Source organism: Vibrio phycocola (assembly GCF_053850235.1).
The window spans coordinates 77246-91750 of the sequence record NZ_JBSQDJ010000003.1 but is presented as its reverse complement, the minus strand read 5'-3'; the positions used below and the strand labels follow the sequence as shown (position 1 = coordinate 91750).

Below are 14505 nucleotides of genomic sequence, written 5' to 3'. Positions count from 1 at the left end.
AGCGGCTCAGTAAATAGACTGAGCCGCTTTTTTGATTTCATTCTCTTTTACTGACTTCCTGAACGTCTTATCAACCTCAACGCCTGAAAACTATTCTTCATAAGTATTTCGGCAAGCTCTACTTCGCACATATCTTTCAAATCCGCTAACTCTCTTAATATTAACGGCAAGCGCTTAGGGTGATTTGCTTCTCCTTGATACCCATTAATTGGCATATCTGGAGCATCGGTTTCAAGCACTAAAGTTTCAATGGGTAACCCTTGTATCGCCGCGCGCGTTTTCTTTGCTCTAGGATAGGTAATTACGCCACCAACACCTATTTTGAAGCCTAGTGCGACCCATTCTTTGGCTTGTTGTAAACTGCCCGAAAACCCATGAATAATCCCACCGTGAAAAAAATTAGAACGCTTTAAGAGACGAATAATATCAGTGTGGCTTTTTCGAGAGTGTAAGATTATGGGTAACTGATATTGAATCGCTAAATCAACTTGTCGTTGAAAGATCTCTAATTGAATCTCTCTATCGATCTCTATGAGCCAATCTAAACCACACTCGCCAATGGCAACACAATGAGGGTCTCGATGCTGTAAAAGCTGCTCCAATTGTTGCCAATCTGCCTCGCTAGGCCTCTGCTCGAGGAAATAGGGATGGAAGCCTAACGAGAAATACAATTGTTCGGGGAATTGATTCACGAGTGAGCCGACAGACTGCCAGTTACTCACTCCTATTGCTGGGATTAAAATAGATTCGACACCAGAGCTTAAACACTGTTGTAGATGATACTCATAATCTTGGTTAAATGGCGTAAAGTCAAAATGGCAATGAGTATCAAATAAAACTAACTTACCTGACATTGTCCGACGAATTATCAGAGTTCTCAGTACGATGCGCAACACAACAACGCTTCTGCTCAGGGGTTAAGCCCATTGAGTGACACCAGGTATCATACTTTTTCAACCAAGCTTTCAATAGTTTTATCATTGTATTTTACTCCCACAAAATGAGGATTATTGCTCCCGACGTTTAAACACTAAATCCGTCGCACTTGATTCAGCTTCAACGAAAAAATACCCAGCACTATCGAATGCTTTCAGTCCTTCTATTGAATCGATCTTATTTTCAATAATGTATCGCGCCATCAATCCACGCGCTTTTTTTGCGTAAAAGCTAATGACCTTAAACTGGCCATTTTTTTCATCTTTGAAAATCGGAGTAACTATAGAACCGGCAACGTTTTTTTTCTTAACCGCTTTGAAATATTCATTTGATGCTAAATTAACAACAATATCATCGCCTTGTTCATTGAGTGCTGAATTTAACTTATCCGTAATAATATCTCCCCAGAATTGGTACAAGTTCGTCCCACGTAAATTGGCGAGCTTTGTTCCCATTTCAAGGCGATAGGGTTGCATTAAATCTCGAGGTCTCAGTATGCCATATAATCCAGAAAGCATTCTGAGGTGTAATTGAGCATAATCTAGCGAATCTTCTGATAAAGTCGCGGCATCTAATCCAGTGTAAACATCGCCTTTGAATGCCAATATCGCTTGTCGGGAATTATCGAGGTTAAACTCTGGGCTCCATTGCTCGAAACGAGCCACATTTAACCCAGCAATTTTATCACTCACTGACATCAATGATGATATATCAGCAGGCGTTAACTTACGGCACTCCTCTATCAATAACTGAGATTCTCCAATAAGCTCAGGTTGAGTATACTCTTGTGTCGTTAAAGGCGATTCATAATCGAGAGTTTTCGCAGGTGAAACCAAAATTAACATGCTGACAATCCTATATTTCTTATACTATCTTTCTAGAATACAAAAAAAGCCGTACCCTGTCTGCACGGCTTTACCAATCAAATCAATAGAATGAATTAATCATCCCTTTTTGTATCCCAAATTCCTTTTTCAAGCTGGGACTTTAGTTCTGGATAATCTCGGATATCAAACCTAGGAACCTTACCGATACTCAACTGCTGATTATAATCTTTAGCCAGTTTAACGACGATTCCTGATAAGAGTAATATCGCGATCAAATTGACAATTGCCATCAAGCCCATTGATACATCGGCCATGGCCCATACTGTGGGTAAAGTAGCTAACGACCCGAACATAACCATAGCCAGAAATACCAAACGAAAGACCAATAAACCTGTTTTACTCTTTTGTTTCAAAAACACCATATTTGTTTCGGCATAAGAATAGTTAGCGATGATCGAAGTAAAGGCAAAAAAGAAAATAGCGCACGCAATATAATCCCCTCCCCAATCCCCCACTTGAGAGTTCAGTGCTCGTTGAGTTAACTCTACTCCCGTAATTTCCCCATGCGGTACATACTCACCAGACATCAGAATAATCGCGACCGTTGCAGTACAAATCACAATGGTATCAATAAACACCCCAAGCATTTGAATATAACCTTGAGATGCAGGATGGTGAGGGTAAGGTGTCGCAGTTGCTGCTGCATTTGGAGCGGAGCCCATACCGGCTTCATTCGAAAATAGACCCCGTTTAATGCCATTGATCAACGATTGAGCTATCATATACCCAAGCCCACCAGCAGCGGCTTCTTGCAGGCCGAAGGCACTTTTAATCACTAAAGCTAAGACATCCGATACTTTGTCTAAATTCGTTATCAATACATAAAATGAGATAATAAGGTACATTAACGCCATAAATGGAACCACAATTTCAGTGGTGCGGGCGATAGAACGAATACCCCCAAATATAACTAGCGCAGAAAGCAACACAATGGACATCCCTACATAAATAGGTTGAAATCCAAAAGCATTATTTAGGGCATTAGTAATTGAGTTTGCTTGTACAGCATTAAAGACCAATCCAAATGCGATCATTAAAAACACAGAGAAAAGCATCCCCATCCAGCGCATGCCTAGCCCTTTTTCCATATAGTAGGCAGGCCCACCTCGATAATTCCCACTCTGATCGCAAGTTTTATACAATTGTGCCAATGTGCTTTCCGCAAAGGACGTCGCCATACCTACCATTGCGGTAACCCACATCCAAAATATAGCACCAGGCCCACCGACCGTAAGTGCTACAGCAACGCCAGCCATATTACCGGTGCCAACTCGGGCAGCTAAACTCATACAGAGCGCTTGAAATGATGTAATCCCTGGTTTATCAGAATATCGACTGTTTTTAAGCACTTGAAACATATGTTTGAAATGACGAAATTGAATAAAGTCGAGACGAAATGTGAAATAGATACCCACTCCAACAAGCAGGTATACTAAAATTGAACCCCATAATAAGTCATTCATTAAATTGACTAAATCTGTCACTTATTAATCCTTTAAAACTCGCCGAATTCTCTGTTGCACTAAACTTTAGCCTACTTATCGATTATCTAGTATTTCCAATGCTCTCATTAAATCGAAAAAATCAGAAAAAATTTCCATTTCACTATGAACTGATATCGTTCAAAATGCACCAATTTGTACCAATTCAGACAAGATAATAACCTTAGTAAATTTACCCGCTAAAGCACTATCAAATAAAATCAATTAGTTATCTACAGAAATCGAAAAAGAATCACGTTGGTATCAATTTTGCTAAATTAAAAATATCCATGGTCAAACGAGAGTTATATTTTTTATTTCTTATGGAGTTTATTCATCAAAACTGGACAAGAAAATACTTTGATATTGTGTAAATAATTTCTAAATATGATAGGTGGTAGACGAACTCATCAAAAACCTGTCATCGAATAGAAATAAATGAGAAACATATCATGGTTAATCTAAGTTGAGATGTGATATTTAGATCTTAAATAATAGCGTTGGTAACGATAATTAGAGAGGCAAATTATGGATGATTCATTGTTTGAAGAAATACTAAGTAAAAATATTACCAAAGCCCGAGGCACTCGCTCAAAACCGACTAAAAGAAAATGGCGCGAAATTGAAGAAATACGAGACAGGCAGCGTCTAAAACAAGAATTAATGGAAATGGATGGTTGTTTGGAATTAGACGATTTCGATTTCTGATCAGAAAAACAAAGGCTCTTTTATAGAGCCTTTGTTTTTTTAACATACAACTACTGCTCTTGGCGTACTCGGTTTGCCAATTGTTTGTATCGTACTGATATCGATTCCCCGAATACCGGGTCATCATCATTATGATCCCATTGAGATTCAACATGAACCCAATCATCATCAGTAAACGTCTCAAGGAGTAATGGAATAATCTCTTTCTCTTCCATATCTAAGTGTGTTTTTTGAGATTTGATAAACTCAGAAAGTTGAGTAATGAGGATATCTTGCGGTACGACTGCATCTTGCAAAACCATCTCGATCAAGTCCAGAAACTCATGCGTTTTCGCAGACAGAGCTTTATGGTCTTCTTCTAGATCGGTTACATCTGCTTGTTTGCCATATTTTTCAACATAGTAATGATAAATAAGATCTTCTTTTGGGTGGTGTACCACCTCAGAGTGGCTAGAAAGATAATCAACAATTTCTTTAACTAGAGAGTAATTAACACTTTCTTCATCTTTAAGAAGCACGAGCTTACGTCTCAAAATCGCTAATAATCGACTCATATAACCATGTTCTCGCCTAATCCTTTCTATTATCATCATGCACCTCCAATGCAAGTTTGAGAAATTATTGTATAAATCTCATACAAGCATTGTTTTGATTCTGATCTTAAAAAAGAGAACTTTGTCGTACAAATGGCTAATTTTGCGAAACCAGTACCATATTAATTAAGCAGCCCAACTGCATTTTTCCGACAACGTTATTGTATTTCTTTAGGTTGCCAGTCAATCGGAGCTAGCCCTAAGGAAGTTAAATATTGATTTGCTTGGGAGAAATGACCACATCCGAGAAAACCTTTATGAGCAGATAGAGGAGAAGGGTGAGGCGCGGTTAATACTTTATGTTTATCACGGTCTATTATCGATCCTTTTCGCTGAGCATGTGCCCCCCACAGTAAAAAGATAACCTCTTCACGTTGGCGGTTAATCACATCAATAACTTGGTCGGTAAAGGTTTCCCAGCCTATTTTGGCGTGAGAATGAGCTTTCCCCTGCTCTACTGTTAAAACGGTATTTAACAGTAATACACCTTGCTCGGCCCAGTTTTGTAAAAAGCCATGATTAGGAGTTTCAAACCCATCGATGTCATTGGTCAGCTCTTTGTATATATTTCTTAGTGATGGAGGTATTTTTACACCGGGTTGAACTGAAAAACATAAGCCGTGTGATTGATTCGGCCCATGATAGGGATCTTGCCCAAGAATAACCACTTTGACATCACGAAGCTCTGTGACTCGAAATGCATTAAAGACATCACTTTCTTCTGGAAAAATAGTTTTTCCAGCGTCACGTTCACTCTGAACAAACGTTATAATTTGTTTGAAATAATCCTTCTCTTCTTCAAGAGAAATCACATCTTGCCAAGTTAGTGGCTTTATCATAGAACACCCAAAATTGTACCATTTGTGACTATTCTACCTAAAAACGACATAACTCAGCAGAAGAAGATCAAAAAGAGATTAATGTGGCTTAGTTGGAGCTGGACGGTAATGGCCAGGCCCCGTCACATGACGATTCGGAGTTGGCAGACGTACAGGCGTTGGGGCTGGGCTAGAAGCAGTGCATAAATTTATCATCGTAGAGTCCTCACAGTTCTTATGGCTACAAAAACCTCTATACGAAAATTATGCCAAGTTTACACTTTTGTGATCTTTTTATGATCCAAGTGAATTGTTTGCAACTTCTCAATTTCATCCGACCAAAGATCTGGGTTAATTGTCTCTAGGATTAAAGGAATATGGTCAAACCTTGGGTCTTTGGCTATGTACTCAAAGGCTTCCCAGCCAATAAAGCCTAGGCCTAGCGAGTGATGACGATCAACACGAGAACCTAGTTCAACCTTTGAGTCATTAATGTGCATCGCTTTGAGGTAGTGCATTCCGACAACTTGATCAAACTCGGCAAATGTAGCATCACATGCAGTAGATGTCCTTAGATCGTAACCTGCGGCAAAGAGGTGGCAAGTATCAAGGCACACTCCGACCCGATCTTTATTGTCAACGAGGCGAATGATTGCCGCTAATTGCTCAAATGTGTACCCCAAGTTGCTACCTTGTCCTGCTGTATTCTCAATCACAGCAATAACATCCGGAACTGCTTTATGAGCTAGGTTGATCGATTCAGCGATCTTCTCAATACACATTTGTTCTGATATTTGATTTAAGTGACTTCCTGGATGGAAATTGAGCAAAGATAAGCCTAACGCTCGACAACGTTCAAATTCATCAACAAATGCAGATCGAGACTTTAACAACTTTTCCTCGTCAGGCGATCCAAGGTTAATCAAATACGAGTCGTGAGGTAAAATATGATCAGGTTGAAAGCCAAGCTGATTGCAATTGCGCTTAAACTCATTAATAGAATTTTCTGTTAGCGCTTTCGCATTCCATTGTCTTTGGTTCTTAGTAAATAGGGCAAATGCATTTGCGCCAATTTCCTTTGCTCTTATTGGTGCATTCTCTACTCCGCCAGCAGCAGAAATATGTGCCCCAATATATTTTGTACTATGACTCCGTAATGTCGCTTTCATTTGATCTCTCGATTCTTTCAAGTTGTTCTATAAGCTATTAATTATTGGTTTAGGTATCACTAATTAACATAAAAATGTAGTTAAATTACTACAAAAACAGCAATAAACTATTTTTTATAGATTAAAATTTTGTAGAGCTTGATGTTTTTACAACATTTAGTTGATTGAAATCAATTAACTGACCGCGAAAAAGATCACTAGTTTGCTGATTTGTTGATTTAAATCAATATTATCTTTGTGGTTATTGGCTATATAATAGGTAACTCAACAAAAAATGAAAATTAACACCATTTCACCCAATATGGGCAAGGAGATAGTAATGATTCAAGGTATCCAAATCACACAAGCCGCTAACGATAATCTAATCAACTCAATCTGGTTACTCGATGGCGAGAAAAATGAAGCTCGCTGTGTTGTTGCTAGCGCTGGCTACGAAGCTGATCAAGTTATCTCAACAACTGAACTTGGCCAATTTGAAAGCCGTGAACTAAACGTTGAAACAGCACCACGTATCGAAGGTGGACAACACCTCAATGTTAACGTATTAAAACGTGAAACTCTTGAAGATGCAGTGGCTAACCCAGAGAAATATCCTCAGCTAACGATTCGTGTTTCTGGTTATGCTGTACGTTTTAACTCTCTAACGACAGAACAACAAAAAGACGTTATCGCACGTACTTTTACTGAATCTCTATAATTCATTCAGTTTACAAAAATTGATAAACGGCGCCTTTGTAGGCGCCGTTTTATTTTTATTAATTTGATCTGGATTATCCAATCAAATAAAAAGAGCATTTGTTTAAATGCTCTTTTCTCGTTACAAGTGAATCAATATCAATTATTGAACACTGCGTAGTATTGCTTTCAATGCATCAAAATCAGGATCAAGATCCTGCGATAACAATTCCATCTCAGCATGTTTCGCAAGTGTCGCTGGTAACGGAATATCGGTCGCCAGAATATCATCGACCACATCTTTAAACTTCGCTGGATGAGCCGTACATAAAAACAGACCGGTTTCGCCTTGTTGAAGTTGCTCACCTAACACTCGATAAGCTATTGCACCATGAGGTTCACATAAGTAGCCAAGCTCATTAAGCTCTTTTACAGAAGCCGCACTTTGTTCATCAGTTACAGAGCCTTTTCCTAAGGTGTCTAGACCCCAACCCTTAATACGACAAAGCTCTTCAATACGTGGCCAGTTGTTTGGTTGACTGACATCCATCGCATTTGATGTTGTTGCGACTGTCGGCTTAGGATCCCATTGACCAGTTTCCAAGTAACGAGGAACGGTATCATTGGCATTCGTTGCTGCAATAAAGCGTTTAATTGGTAAACCAAGTGCTTTCGCTAATAAGCCAGCAGTAAGGTTACCAAAATTGCCGCTTGGTACTGAAATGACTAAGTTTTCACGCTCTTGTTTCGTCATTTGAGATGCCGCTTCAAAGTAGTAACAAATCTGCGCCATCAAGCGGCTGATGTTAATCGAGTTGGCTGAATTTAATCCCACATCTGAACGAAGTTGTTGATCATCAAATGCTTTTTTCACCAATGCCTGACAAGCATCAAAATCACTATTGATTGCCACGGTGTGGATGTTTTTGCCTAATGTGCAAAACAGCTTCTCTTGTAAGGAGCTGATTTTGCCTTTGGGATATAAGATAACAACGTTGATATCTTCCATACCGTAAAATGCATGAGCAACAGCAGCCCCAGTATCACCGGAGGTTGCGGTAAGAATGGTAATTTTGTTGTTACTTTCGGAAACCGCCATTAAAGACTGCGCCATAAATCGGCCACCAAAATCTTTAAATGCTAGCGTTGGACCATGGAATAGCTCTAGAGCGTAAACACCCTCTTTTACCTTATTAATCGGAGCTGGGAATTGAAAAGCGCTTTCAACCAGCTCATTTACTTTTTCAGCCGATAATTCATCACCAATTAGAGCCGAAAGTATCTTGCCACTGCGGCTGACGAAATCTTCTGCAAGTAGTGCATCAATATCATCAAACTTCGGTAGTTCTGATGGGAAAAATAGTCCTTGGTTACGACCTAACCCTTGGCGAACGGCTTGGCCAAAGGAGACTTGTTCATCATTTTCTTTAATATTGTAAAGCTTCATAGCTCACTTCCTGTCAATTTCGAACCTTGTTTATCTAAGCGACAAATATGAACGAACCCATCTTCATTTTGTACGTAGTTCTGTTCTAGCCAGCGTGCAACACGCTGAGCAACATCTTTGTCTTTGCACACACTAAAGAGCGTCGGACCACTCCCTGAAATTCCTGTCGCAAGTGCGCCAGCTGAATCCGCGTATTGACGAGCATTGGCAAATCCGGGCAGAAGTTTCTCACGATATGGCTCCGCGATCACGTCATTGATCATTGTTGCGGCAAGTTGTGGTTGGTTTGAGTGACACGCATGAATAAACCCAGCAAGGTTTCGTCCATGGGCAATCACGTCCTGACGGCGATACTGTGCTGGCAAAATAGAACGAGCTTCGGCAGTTGAAACGTTAATTCCTGGATATGCCATCACCCAATACCATTCATCGAAACAAGGCACTTCTTGGCTGATAATACCCAACTCTTCCAACATTAATTGCAAGCCACCTAAATAGCATGGCGCAACATTATCATAGTGAATACCACCAGAAATTTTCCCTTCCATCTCCCCCATCAATGCGAGTAATTCCATTTCGCTAAGTGGGTTATCATGAAATTGGTTCAAGGCATCTAATGCAGCAACAATTGAACAAGCACTAGAGCCCAATCCGGAGCCTATTGGCATATTCTTTTCAAGCGTCATTTGCAATGGCTTGAGCGTGACATTCTTCTTATCTAACTCACGAGAAAATACAACCCAACAATCGTAAACGATATTCTCTTTTGGATCTTGAGGCAGTTTTTTTACAAAACGGCCAACGAGATTTAGGCTAAATTGCTCGGAGCTCGCCTTAACTTCAACGCGATCTCCCAATAATGTTCCATCTATAGGAGAGACAGCTGCACCCAACACATCAAACCCAACACTAACATTCCCAATCGAAGCTGGAGCGTATACAACAACGCCTTTATCACTAGAACTCATTTTAGACTCCTAATTTCCAGCCTAGAGTACGCATCACATCTGCGAATACACCTGCCGCTGTTACCTCAGTACCAGCACCATATCCACGCAGTACTAATGGAATAGGCTGGTAGTAACGACTATAAAACGCGAGGGCATTTTCACCATCTTTAATTTTGTACATAGGGTCATTTTCATCAACCTGTGCAATCCGCACTCGGCACTTCCCTTCCGATATTTCACCGACATAACGTAATACTTGATTGTTTGCAGCAGCTTGATCGACGAGTTGTTTGAAGTAGTCATCTGCCTGAGGCAAACGAGCGATAAAGTCATCAACCGAGCCAGAAATATCAAAACCTGGTGGCAGTGCAAGGTCAACTTCCACATCATCCAGTTCCAGCTTCATTCCAGCTTCACGTGCAAGGATCAGTAGCTTACGCGCAACATCCATACCCGAAAGGTCATCACGAGGATCAGGTTCAGTAAAGCCTTTTTCTTTCGCAACTAATGTCGCTTCACTTAGGCTTAGCCCTTCATCTAACTTACCGAAGATAAATGAAAGTGAACCAGACAAAATACCATTAAACTTCTCAAGTTCATCACCCGCTGAAATGAGATTTTGTAAGTTTTCGATAACCGGTAAGCCCGCGCCAACGGTTGTTTCATACATCAGCTTACGTCGAGAAGCACGAGCAACTTTACGCAACTGTTGGTAATACTCCATACTTGCAGTATTCGCTTTCTTATTCGGTGTGACGACATGGAAGCCTGCTGCAAGAAAATCAGCGTATTGATTCGCAATATCTTCACTAGAAGTACAATCAACTAATACTGGGTTAATGATATGGTTGCGTTGAACCAGTGCCGCTAAGCTCCCTAAGCTAAATGATTCTGTCGCATCTTTAATACGATCACTCCAGCTATCCAGATCAAGACCTTCAGGGTCCATGAGTAACCCACGGCTATTGGCTAATCCACATACCCGGATCACAATGCCTTTTTCATTTAACTTGGGTTGCTGACGACGAATTTGCTCAACAAGTTCACCACCAACACCACCAACACCGACGACGAAGAGATCAAGGTAATGATTAGAGTTAAAGAGATTTTCATGGCACGCTTTAATTGACTCAGACACTTTATCTTCAGGAATCACCGCAGAAATAGCTCGCTCTGATGAACCTTGAGCAATCGCCACAATATTAATATGAGCTTCAGTTAGTGAAGAGAAGAACTGAGAAGCGATACCTCGTGAGGTTCTCATTCCATCACCGACCAAAGTAACAATAGCGACATTATCGATAAAGTCGACAGGCTCAAGTAAGCCATCTTTAAGCTCTAACTCAAATGAATCACTCAGTGCCTTCGAGGCTTTTAATTTGTCATCGGCTTCTATACAGAAGCTAATTGAGTATTCAGAAGACGACTGAGTAATAAGGACAATAGAAACTCCAGCTGTCGACATCGCTCCAAAAACACGACTCGCCATGCCAACCATGCCTTTCATACCTGGTCCAGAAACGTTCACCATAGTGAGATCGTTTAGAGTCGTAATCCCTTTGATTGGAAGATTATCTTCACCAGTATCTTGACCAATAAGTGTTCCAGCACCTTGAGGATTAAAACTATTTTTGATCAGACATGGAATGTGAAAACGGGCGATAGGAGCAATTGTTTTAGGGTGAAGAACTGACGCTCCGAAATACGACAGTTCCATTGCCTCTTGGTAGCTTAGTGATTTCAGTAAACGAGCATCACGAACCAAACGAGGGTCACAATTATAGACGCCATCGACATCCGTCCAAATCTCACAACAATCAGCTCGTAAACATGCTGCCAATACTGCTGCTGAATAGTCAGAACCATTACGCCCTAAACACACCAACTCACCTTTTTCATTTCCAGCTGTAAAGCCTGGCATGATATGAATATGATTTTTAGGCAGTGGATTTTGTTCGAAGTTAAGCGTTGACGCATCAACATCAACCATAGCCTCAAGGTGATCACCATGAGCCACAAGGTATTTAGTCGGGTCTATCAGGTTAGAATCTAGCCCTTTTGTTGCCAATACCGCTTTCATCAACTGAATTGAAATGCGCTCACCTTTGCTGATGATTCGTGCATTCACGTTATTTGGGCACATTCCAAGCAAACCAATACCATTTACAAACTGACGCAGTTGCTCTAGCGATTGATTCACTTGAGCAAAATAAGCCGTCCCATCAATATCTGATACTTCTTTTTTTATCGACTCAAATAGTGATTCAAACGATTGCTCTAGTTCTGCTAATTGAATATCAGCAGCCCCATTTTTCAACGCAGCTTCAATAATCGCGACCAATTTGTTGGTCGTCTTACCAGGAGCCGAAAGAACGACGGCAACCTCTTCTTGTTTGGCATTATTAGCAACAATCTGGGCTGCTCTCAAAAAACGGTCTGCGTCAGATAATGACGAACCACCGAACTTTAGTACTCGCATTCGTTCCTCCAGTTAAAAATAGTTAAAAAAAAGGCCCGCATCTTGTTGGATGCAGGCCTTTTTTTTGAAGTTCTTCGCTCAGCAGCCTGCCCCAACAGCGATAATGTCTGTCGTAATAATAATGGTTGTCATTACTACTTGGCGGCTAGATAGCATTAAAAACGTCTCTCAAACTTATGAATGCCCTTACGGTAACCTTAGTTACTAACCAAGGTCAATGAAAATAGCCGTTTTAATGTTAATTTGGCAGAAATAGTAGATAAACGGATAAAATAAAGATTGAGTGTAACAATAAGAGTGACATCAATTTGAAATATTCAGTGTAAGTGGTAAGACTCAAGTAATACAGCGGCCTAAAGCCGCTGCATGAGTAAGGTTCTATTTGAACAAGTTTAGAGTGTGCTCTGGTCTACAGATCAATATCCAATTTAGATTCTGCGATTAAAATAGCATTCCAATCAGAGTACAAATAATCTCCAGGTAAAATTTGCTGCTTCGCAATACAAAGTCGCACATTGGCCTGCCCAGAATCATGTCGATGAGTTTTAAATGGGCAAGTCGCCAGTGCTTTTATGCCCAAATACATTTCACTTAGCTGAGCGGCATCTCGAACGGCACCATAAATAACGATGCCTTCCCATTCGTTTTCAATTGCCATTATTGCCATCTGAACGCCAAATAGAGCTTTTTGACAAGATCCGTTTCCATCTACGACAAGAACTTTTCCCTTACCATTTTGGCTTAATACCTCTCGCACTACGGAGGTATCATGATAGCAACGCACCGTCACCACCTCGCCCCAAAAAGTACTTTTTTGACCGAAGTTATGAAGAGGTACATCCAACATCGTTACCTGAGATTCAAACTTATCACAGATATCTGGTGTAATATCTTTCATTATTCCTCCTTGATTTTTATAAAGATTCTAAACTGACACATGGGGAAGATACCTGTTTAGGTGCTCCCCAATTTAATAATGATTGATTTTTGAGTGTGGGTATAACTCCTATTCATCCATCACTATCAAGTAAGCTACAAGTAAATCACTGTCTAAACTATCAATGACTATTGGCTTAATTTCGATCCATTTGAAATTAAAACCACCGCAACGATTGACTGTGATTATAACGATTGCTGTGCCTCTGTGTGCTTCTTCCTCCCCTAAAAAACCGGTGATGGAACAAAGCCGCACATATGTTACTCAGCATAAAGATATTAGCAAAAGACAATAAAAATAAAAAAAGAAACATTAAAAACAAACAGTTAATAAACGGGCACTTAATAAAAAAAGAAAATTAACATTAGTGATATTGGATACTTTACCATCAGTATTTATAATAGTGTTATTTATGATTTTAGTTCTATTGATGTAAATCAACAAAATTAACAGTAATATTCTCCGAGTGTTGTTAGCAAGCTGTTAACAATATAGAATCCACCGCAACACAGGTAATAACATAAGTTGGGTCTTACTCGTGATCTTGACTCATACAAAAATAGTAATAGAAGCTAAAACCCAAGGTATTTAAGGCTTGGCTTACCATCACAAATATATTACGAAAATGTTATTTTTTATCTAGAATTATATATATTTACTACATTTCAATTACAAAGTTTAGGTGCCGCTAATGCAAACTCCGCAGATTCTGATTGTTGAAGATGAGCAAGTAACTCGAAACACGCTAAAAAGCATATTTGAAGCAGAGGGATACAACGTATTCGAGGCTAGCAATGGAGAAGATATGCATAATATATTATCAGATAATTCAATTAATCTGGTCATTATGGATATCAACTTACCAGGTAAAAATGGGCTTCTTCTGGCTAGAGAATTGCGAGAGCAAGCTGATGTTGCGCTAATGTTTTTAACAGGCCGTGACAATGAAGTAGACAAAATTCTCGGATTAGAAATTGGAGCCGATGATTACATTACCAAACCATTCAGTCCTAGAGAGCTGACGATTCGAGCTCGCAACTTACTAGGTCGTGCAATGACCCAAAATACGACTTTCGAAGAGAAACGTACTGTCGAAAGCTACAAATTTAACGGGTGGGAATTGGATATAAATAGCCGTTCTTTAGTTAACCCGGCTGCGGATAGTTATAAACTACCACGCTCAGAGTTTCGTGCTCTACTGCATTTTTGTGAAAACCCAGGCAAGATTCAAACTCGTGCTGACTTATTAAAGAAAATGACCGGGCGTGAATTAAAGCCGCATGATCGAACTGTTGATGTAACCATTCGTCGTATTCGTAAGCATTTCGAATCCGTTGCAGGTACGCCTGAAATCATAGCGACCATTCATGGTGAAGGTTATCGATTTTGTGGTGACTTAGAAGATTAACCACTTTCTAACAAAGT

General features: G+C 40.0%; 14 protein-coding genes. 3 read left to right on the top strand and 11 right to left on the bottom strand.

What is annotated here, in order from left to right; all coding sequences use genetic code 11:
* Nucleotides 1-47: 47 nt before the first annotated feature.
* The 4 genes from ACWU4D_RS06610 to ACWU4D_RS06595 all read right to left on the bottom strand — a co-directional run bounded on the left by ACWU4D_RS06610 (nucleotide 48) and on the right by ACWU4D_RS06595 (nucleotide 3307).
* Entirely contained in the window at nucleotides 48-854 is an 807-nt protein-coding gene (locus tag ACWU4D_RS06610; protein ID WP_456050615.1) for a TatD family hydrolase, read from the bottom strand.
* On the bottom strand, nucleotides 844-981 hold the full coding sequence (locus tag ACWU4D_RS06605; protein ID WP_456050614.1) for a hypothetical protein: 138 nt from the start codon (nucleotides 979-981) through the stop codon (nucleotides 844-846). Before ACWU4D_RS06605 ends, ACWU4D_RS06610 begins: the two co-directional genes overlap by 11 nt.
* Before the next feature lie 26 nt (nucleotides 982-1007).
* On the bottom strand, nucleotides 1008-1781 hold the full coding sequence (yaaA, locus tag ACWU4D_RS06600) for a peroxide stress protein YaaA (protein ID WP_456050613.1): 774 nt from the start codon (nucleotides 1779-1781) through the stop codon (nucleotides 1008-1010).
* 95 nt (nucleotides 1782-1876) lie between these two features.
* Nucleotides 1877-3307, bottom strand: a complete 1431-nt coding sequence (locus ACWU4D_RS06595; protein ID WP_456050612.1) for an alanine/glycine:cation symporter family protein — start codon at nucleotides 3305-3307, stop codon at nucleotides 1877-1879.
* A 525-nt stretch (nucleotides 3308-3832) separates the two neighbouring features.
* On the opposite strand from ACWU4D_RS06595, the gene ACWU4D_RS06590 reads away from it, so the two are divergent.
* Complete coding sequence (locus tag ACWU4D_RS06590) at nucleotides 3833-4012, top strand: DUF3545 family protein (protein WP_456050611.1); 180 nt, start codon at nucleotides 3833-3835, stop codon at nucleotides 4010-4012.
* A 50-nt stretch (nucleotides 4013-4062) separates the two neighbouring features.
* Here ACWU4D_RS06590 and ACWU4D_RS06585 read toward each other — a convergent pair whose 3' ends face one another.
* From ACWU4D_RS06585 to nfo, 3 genes are all read right to left on the bottom strand, one after another.
* On the bottom strand, nucleotides 4063-4602 hold the full coding sequence (locus tag ACWU4D_RS06585; RefSeq protein WP_456050687.1) for a hemerythrin domain-containing protein: 540 nt from the start codon (nucleotides 4600-4602) through the stop codon (nucleotides 4063-4065).
* 161 nt (nucleotides 4603-4763) lie between these two features.
* Nucleotides 4764-5444, bottom strand: coding sequence for a uracil-DNA glycosylase (ung, locus tag ACWU4D_RS06580; RefSeq protein ID WP_456050610.1), 681 nt, complete (start codon nucleotides 5442-5444; stop codon nucleotides 4764-4766).
* A 254-nt stretch (nucleotides 5445-5698) separates the two neighbouring features.
* The gene (gene nfo / locus ACWU4D_RS06575; RefSeq protein ID WP_456050609.1) at nucleotides 5699-6592 is read right to left on the bottom strand and encodes a deoxyribonuclease IV; all 894 of its coding nucleotides are present in this window, start codon (nucleotides 6590-6592) and stop codon (nucleotides 5699-5701) included.
* 319 nt (nucleotides 6593-6911) lie between these two features.
* On the opposite strand from nfo, the gene grcA reads away from it, so the two are divergent.
* Nucleotides 6912-7289, top strand: a complete 378-nt coding sequence (gene grcA, locus ACWU4D_RS06570; RefSeq protein WP_456050608.1) for an autonomous glycyl radical cofactor GrcA — start codon at nucleotides 6912-6914, stop codon at nucleotides 7287-7289.
* Nucleotides 7290-7430: 141 nt separating this feature from the next.
* Here grcA and thrC read toward each other — a convergent pair whose 3' ends face one another.
* The 4 genes from thrC to ACWU4D_RS06550 all read right to left on the bottom strand — a co-directional run bounded on the left by thrC (nucleotide 7431) and on the right by ACWU4D_RS06550 (nucleotide 13041).
* On the bottom strand, nucleotides 7431-8714 hold the full coding sequence (thrC, locus tag ACWU4D_RS06565; RefSeq protein ID WP_456050607.1) for a threonine synthase: 1284 nt from the start codon (nucleotides 8712-8714) through the stop codon (nucleotides 7431-7433).
* The gene (gene thrB, locus ACWU4D_RS06560) at nucleotides 8711-9682 is read right to left on the bottom strand and encodes a homoserine kinase (protein WP_456050606.1); all 972 of its coding nucleotides are present in this window, start codon (nucleotides 9680-9682) and stop codon (nucleotides 8711-8713) included. Before thrB ends, thrC begins: the two co-directional genes overlap by 4 nt.
* Before the next feature lies 1 nt (nucleotide 9683).
* Nucleotides 9684-12143, bottom strand: coding sequence for a bifunctional aspartate kinase/homoserine dehydrogenase I (gene thrA / locus ACWU4D_RS06555; protein WP_456050605.1), 2460 nt, complete (start codon nucleotides 12141-12143; stop codon nucleotides 9684-9686).
* A gap of 409 nt (nucleotides 12144-12552) precedes the next feature.
* Nucleotides 12553-13041, bottom strand: a complete 489-nt coding sequence (locus tag ACWU4D_RS06550; RefSeq protein WP_456050604.1) for a putative 4-hydroxy-4-methyl-2-oxoglutarate aldolase — start codon at nucleotides 13039-13041, stop codon at nucleotides 12553-12555.
* Nucleotides 13042-13771: 730 nt separating this feature from the next.
* On the opposite strand from ACWU4D_RS06550, the gene arcA reads away from it, so the two are divergent.
* Nucleotides 13772-14488 (top strand): two-component system response regulator ArcA, encoded by a 717-nt coding sequence (arcA, locus tag ACWU4D_RS06545; protein WP_456050603.1) that lies wholly within the window; start codon nucleotides 13772-13774, stop codon nucleotides 14486-14488.
* Nucleotides 14489-14505 lie beyond the last annotated feature (17 nt).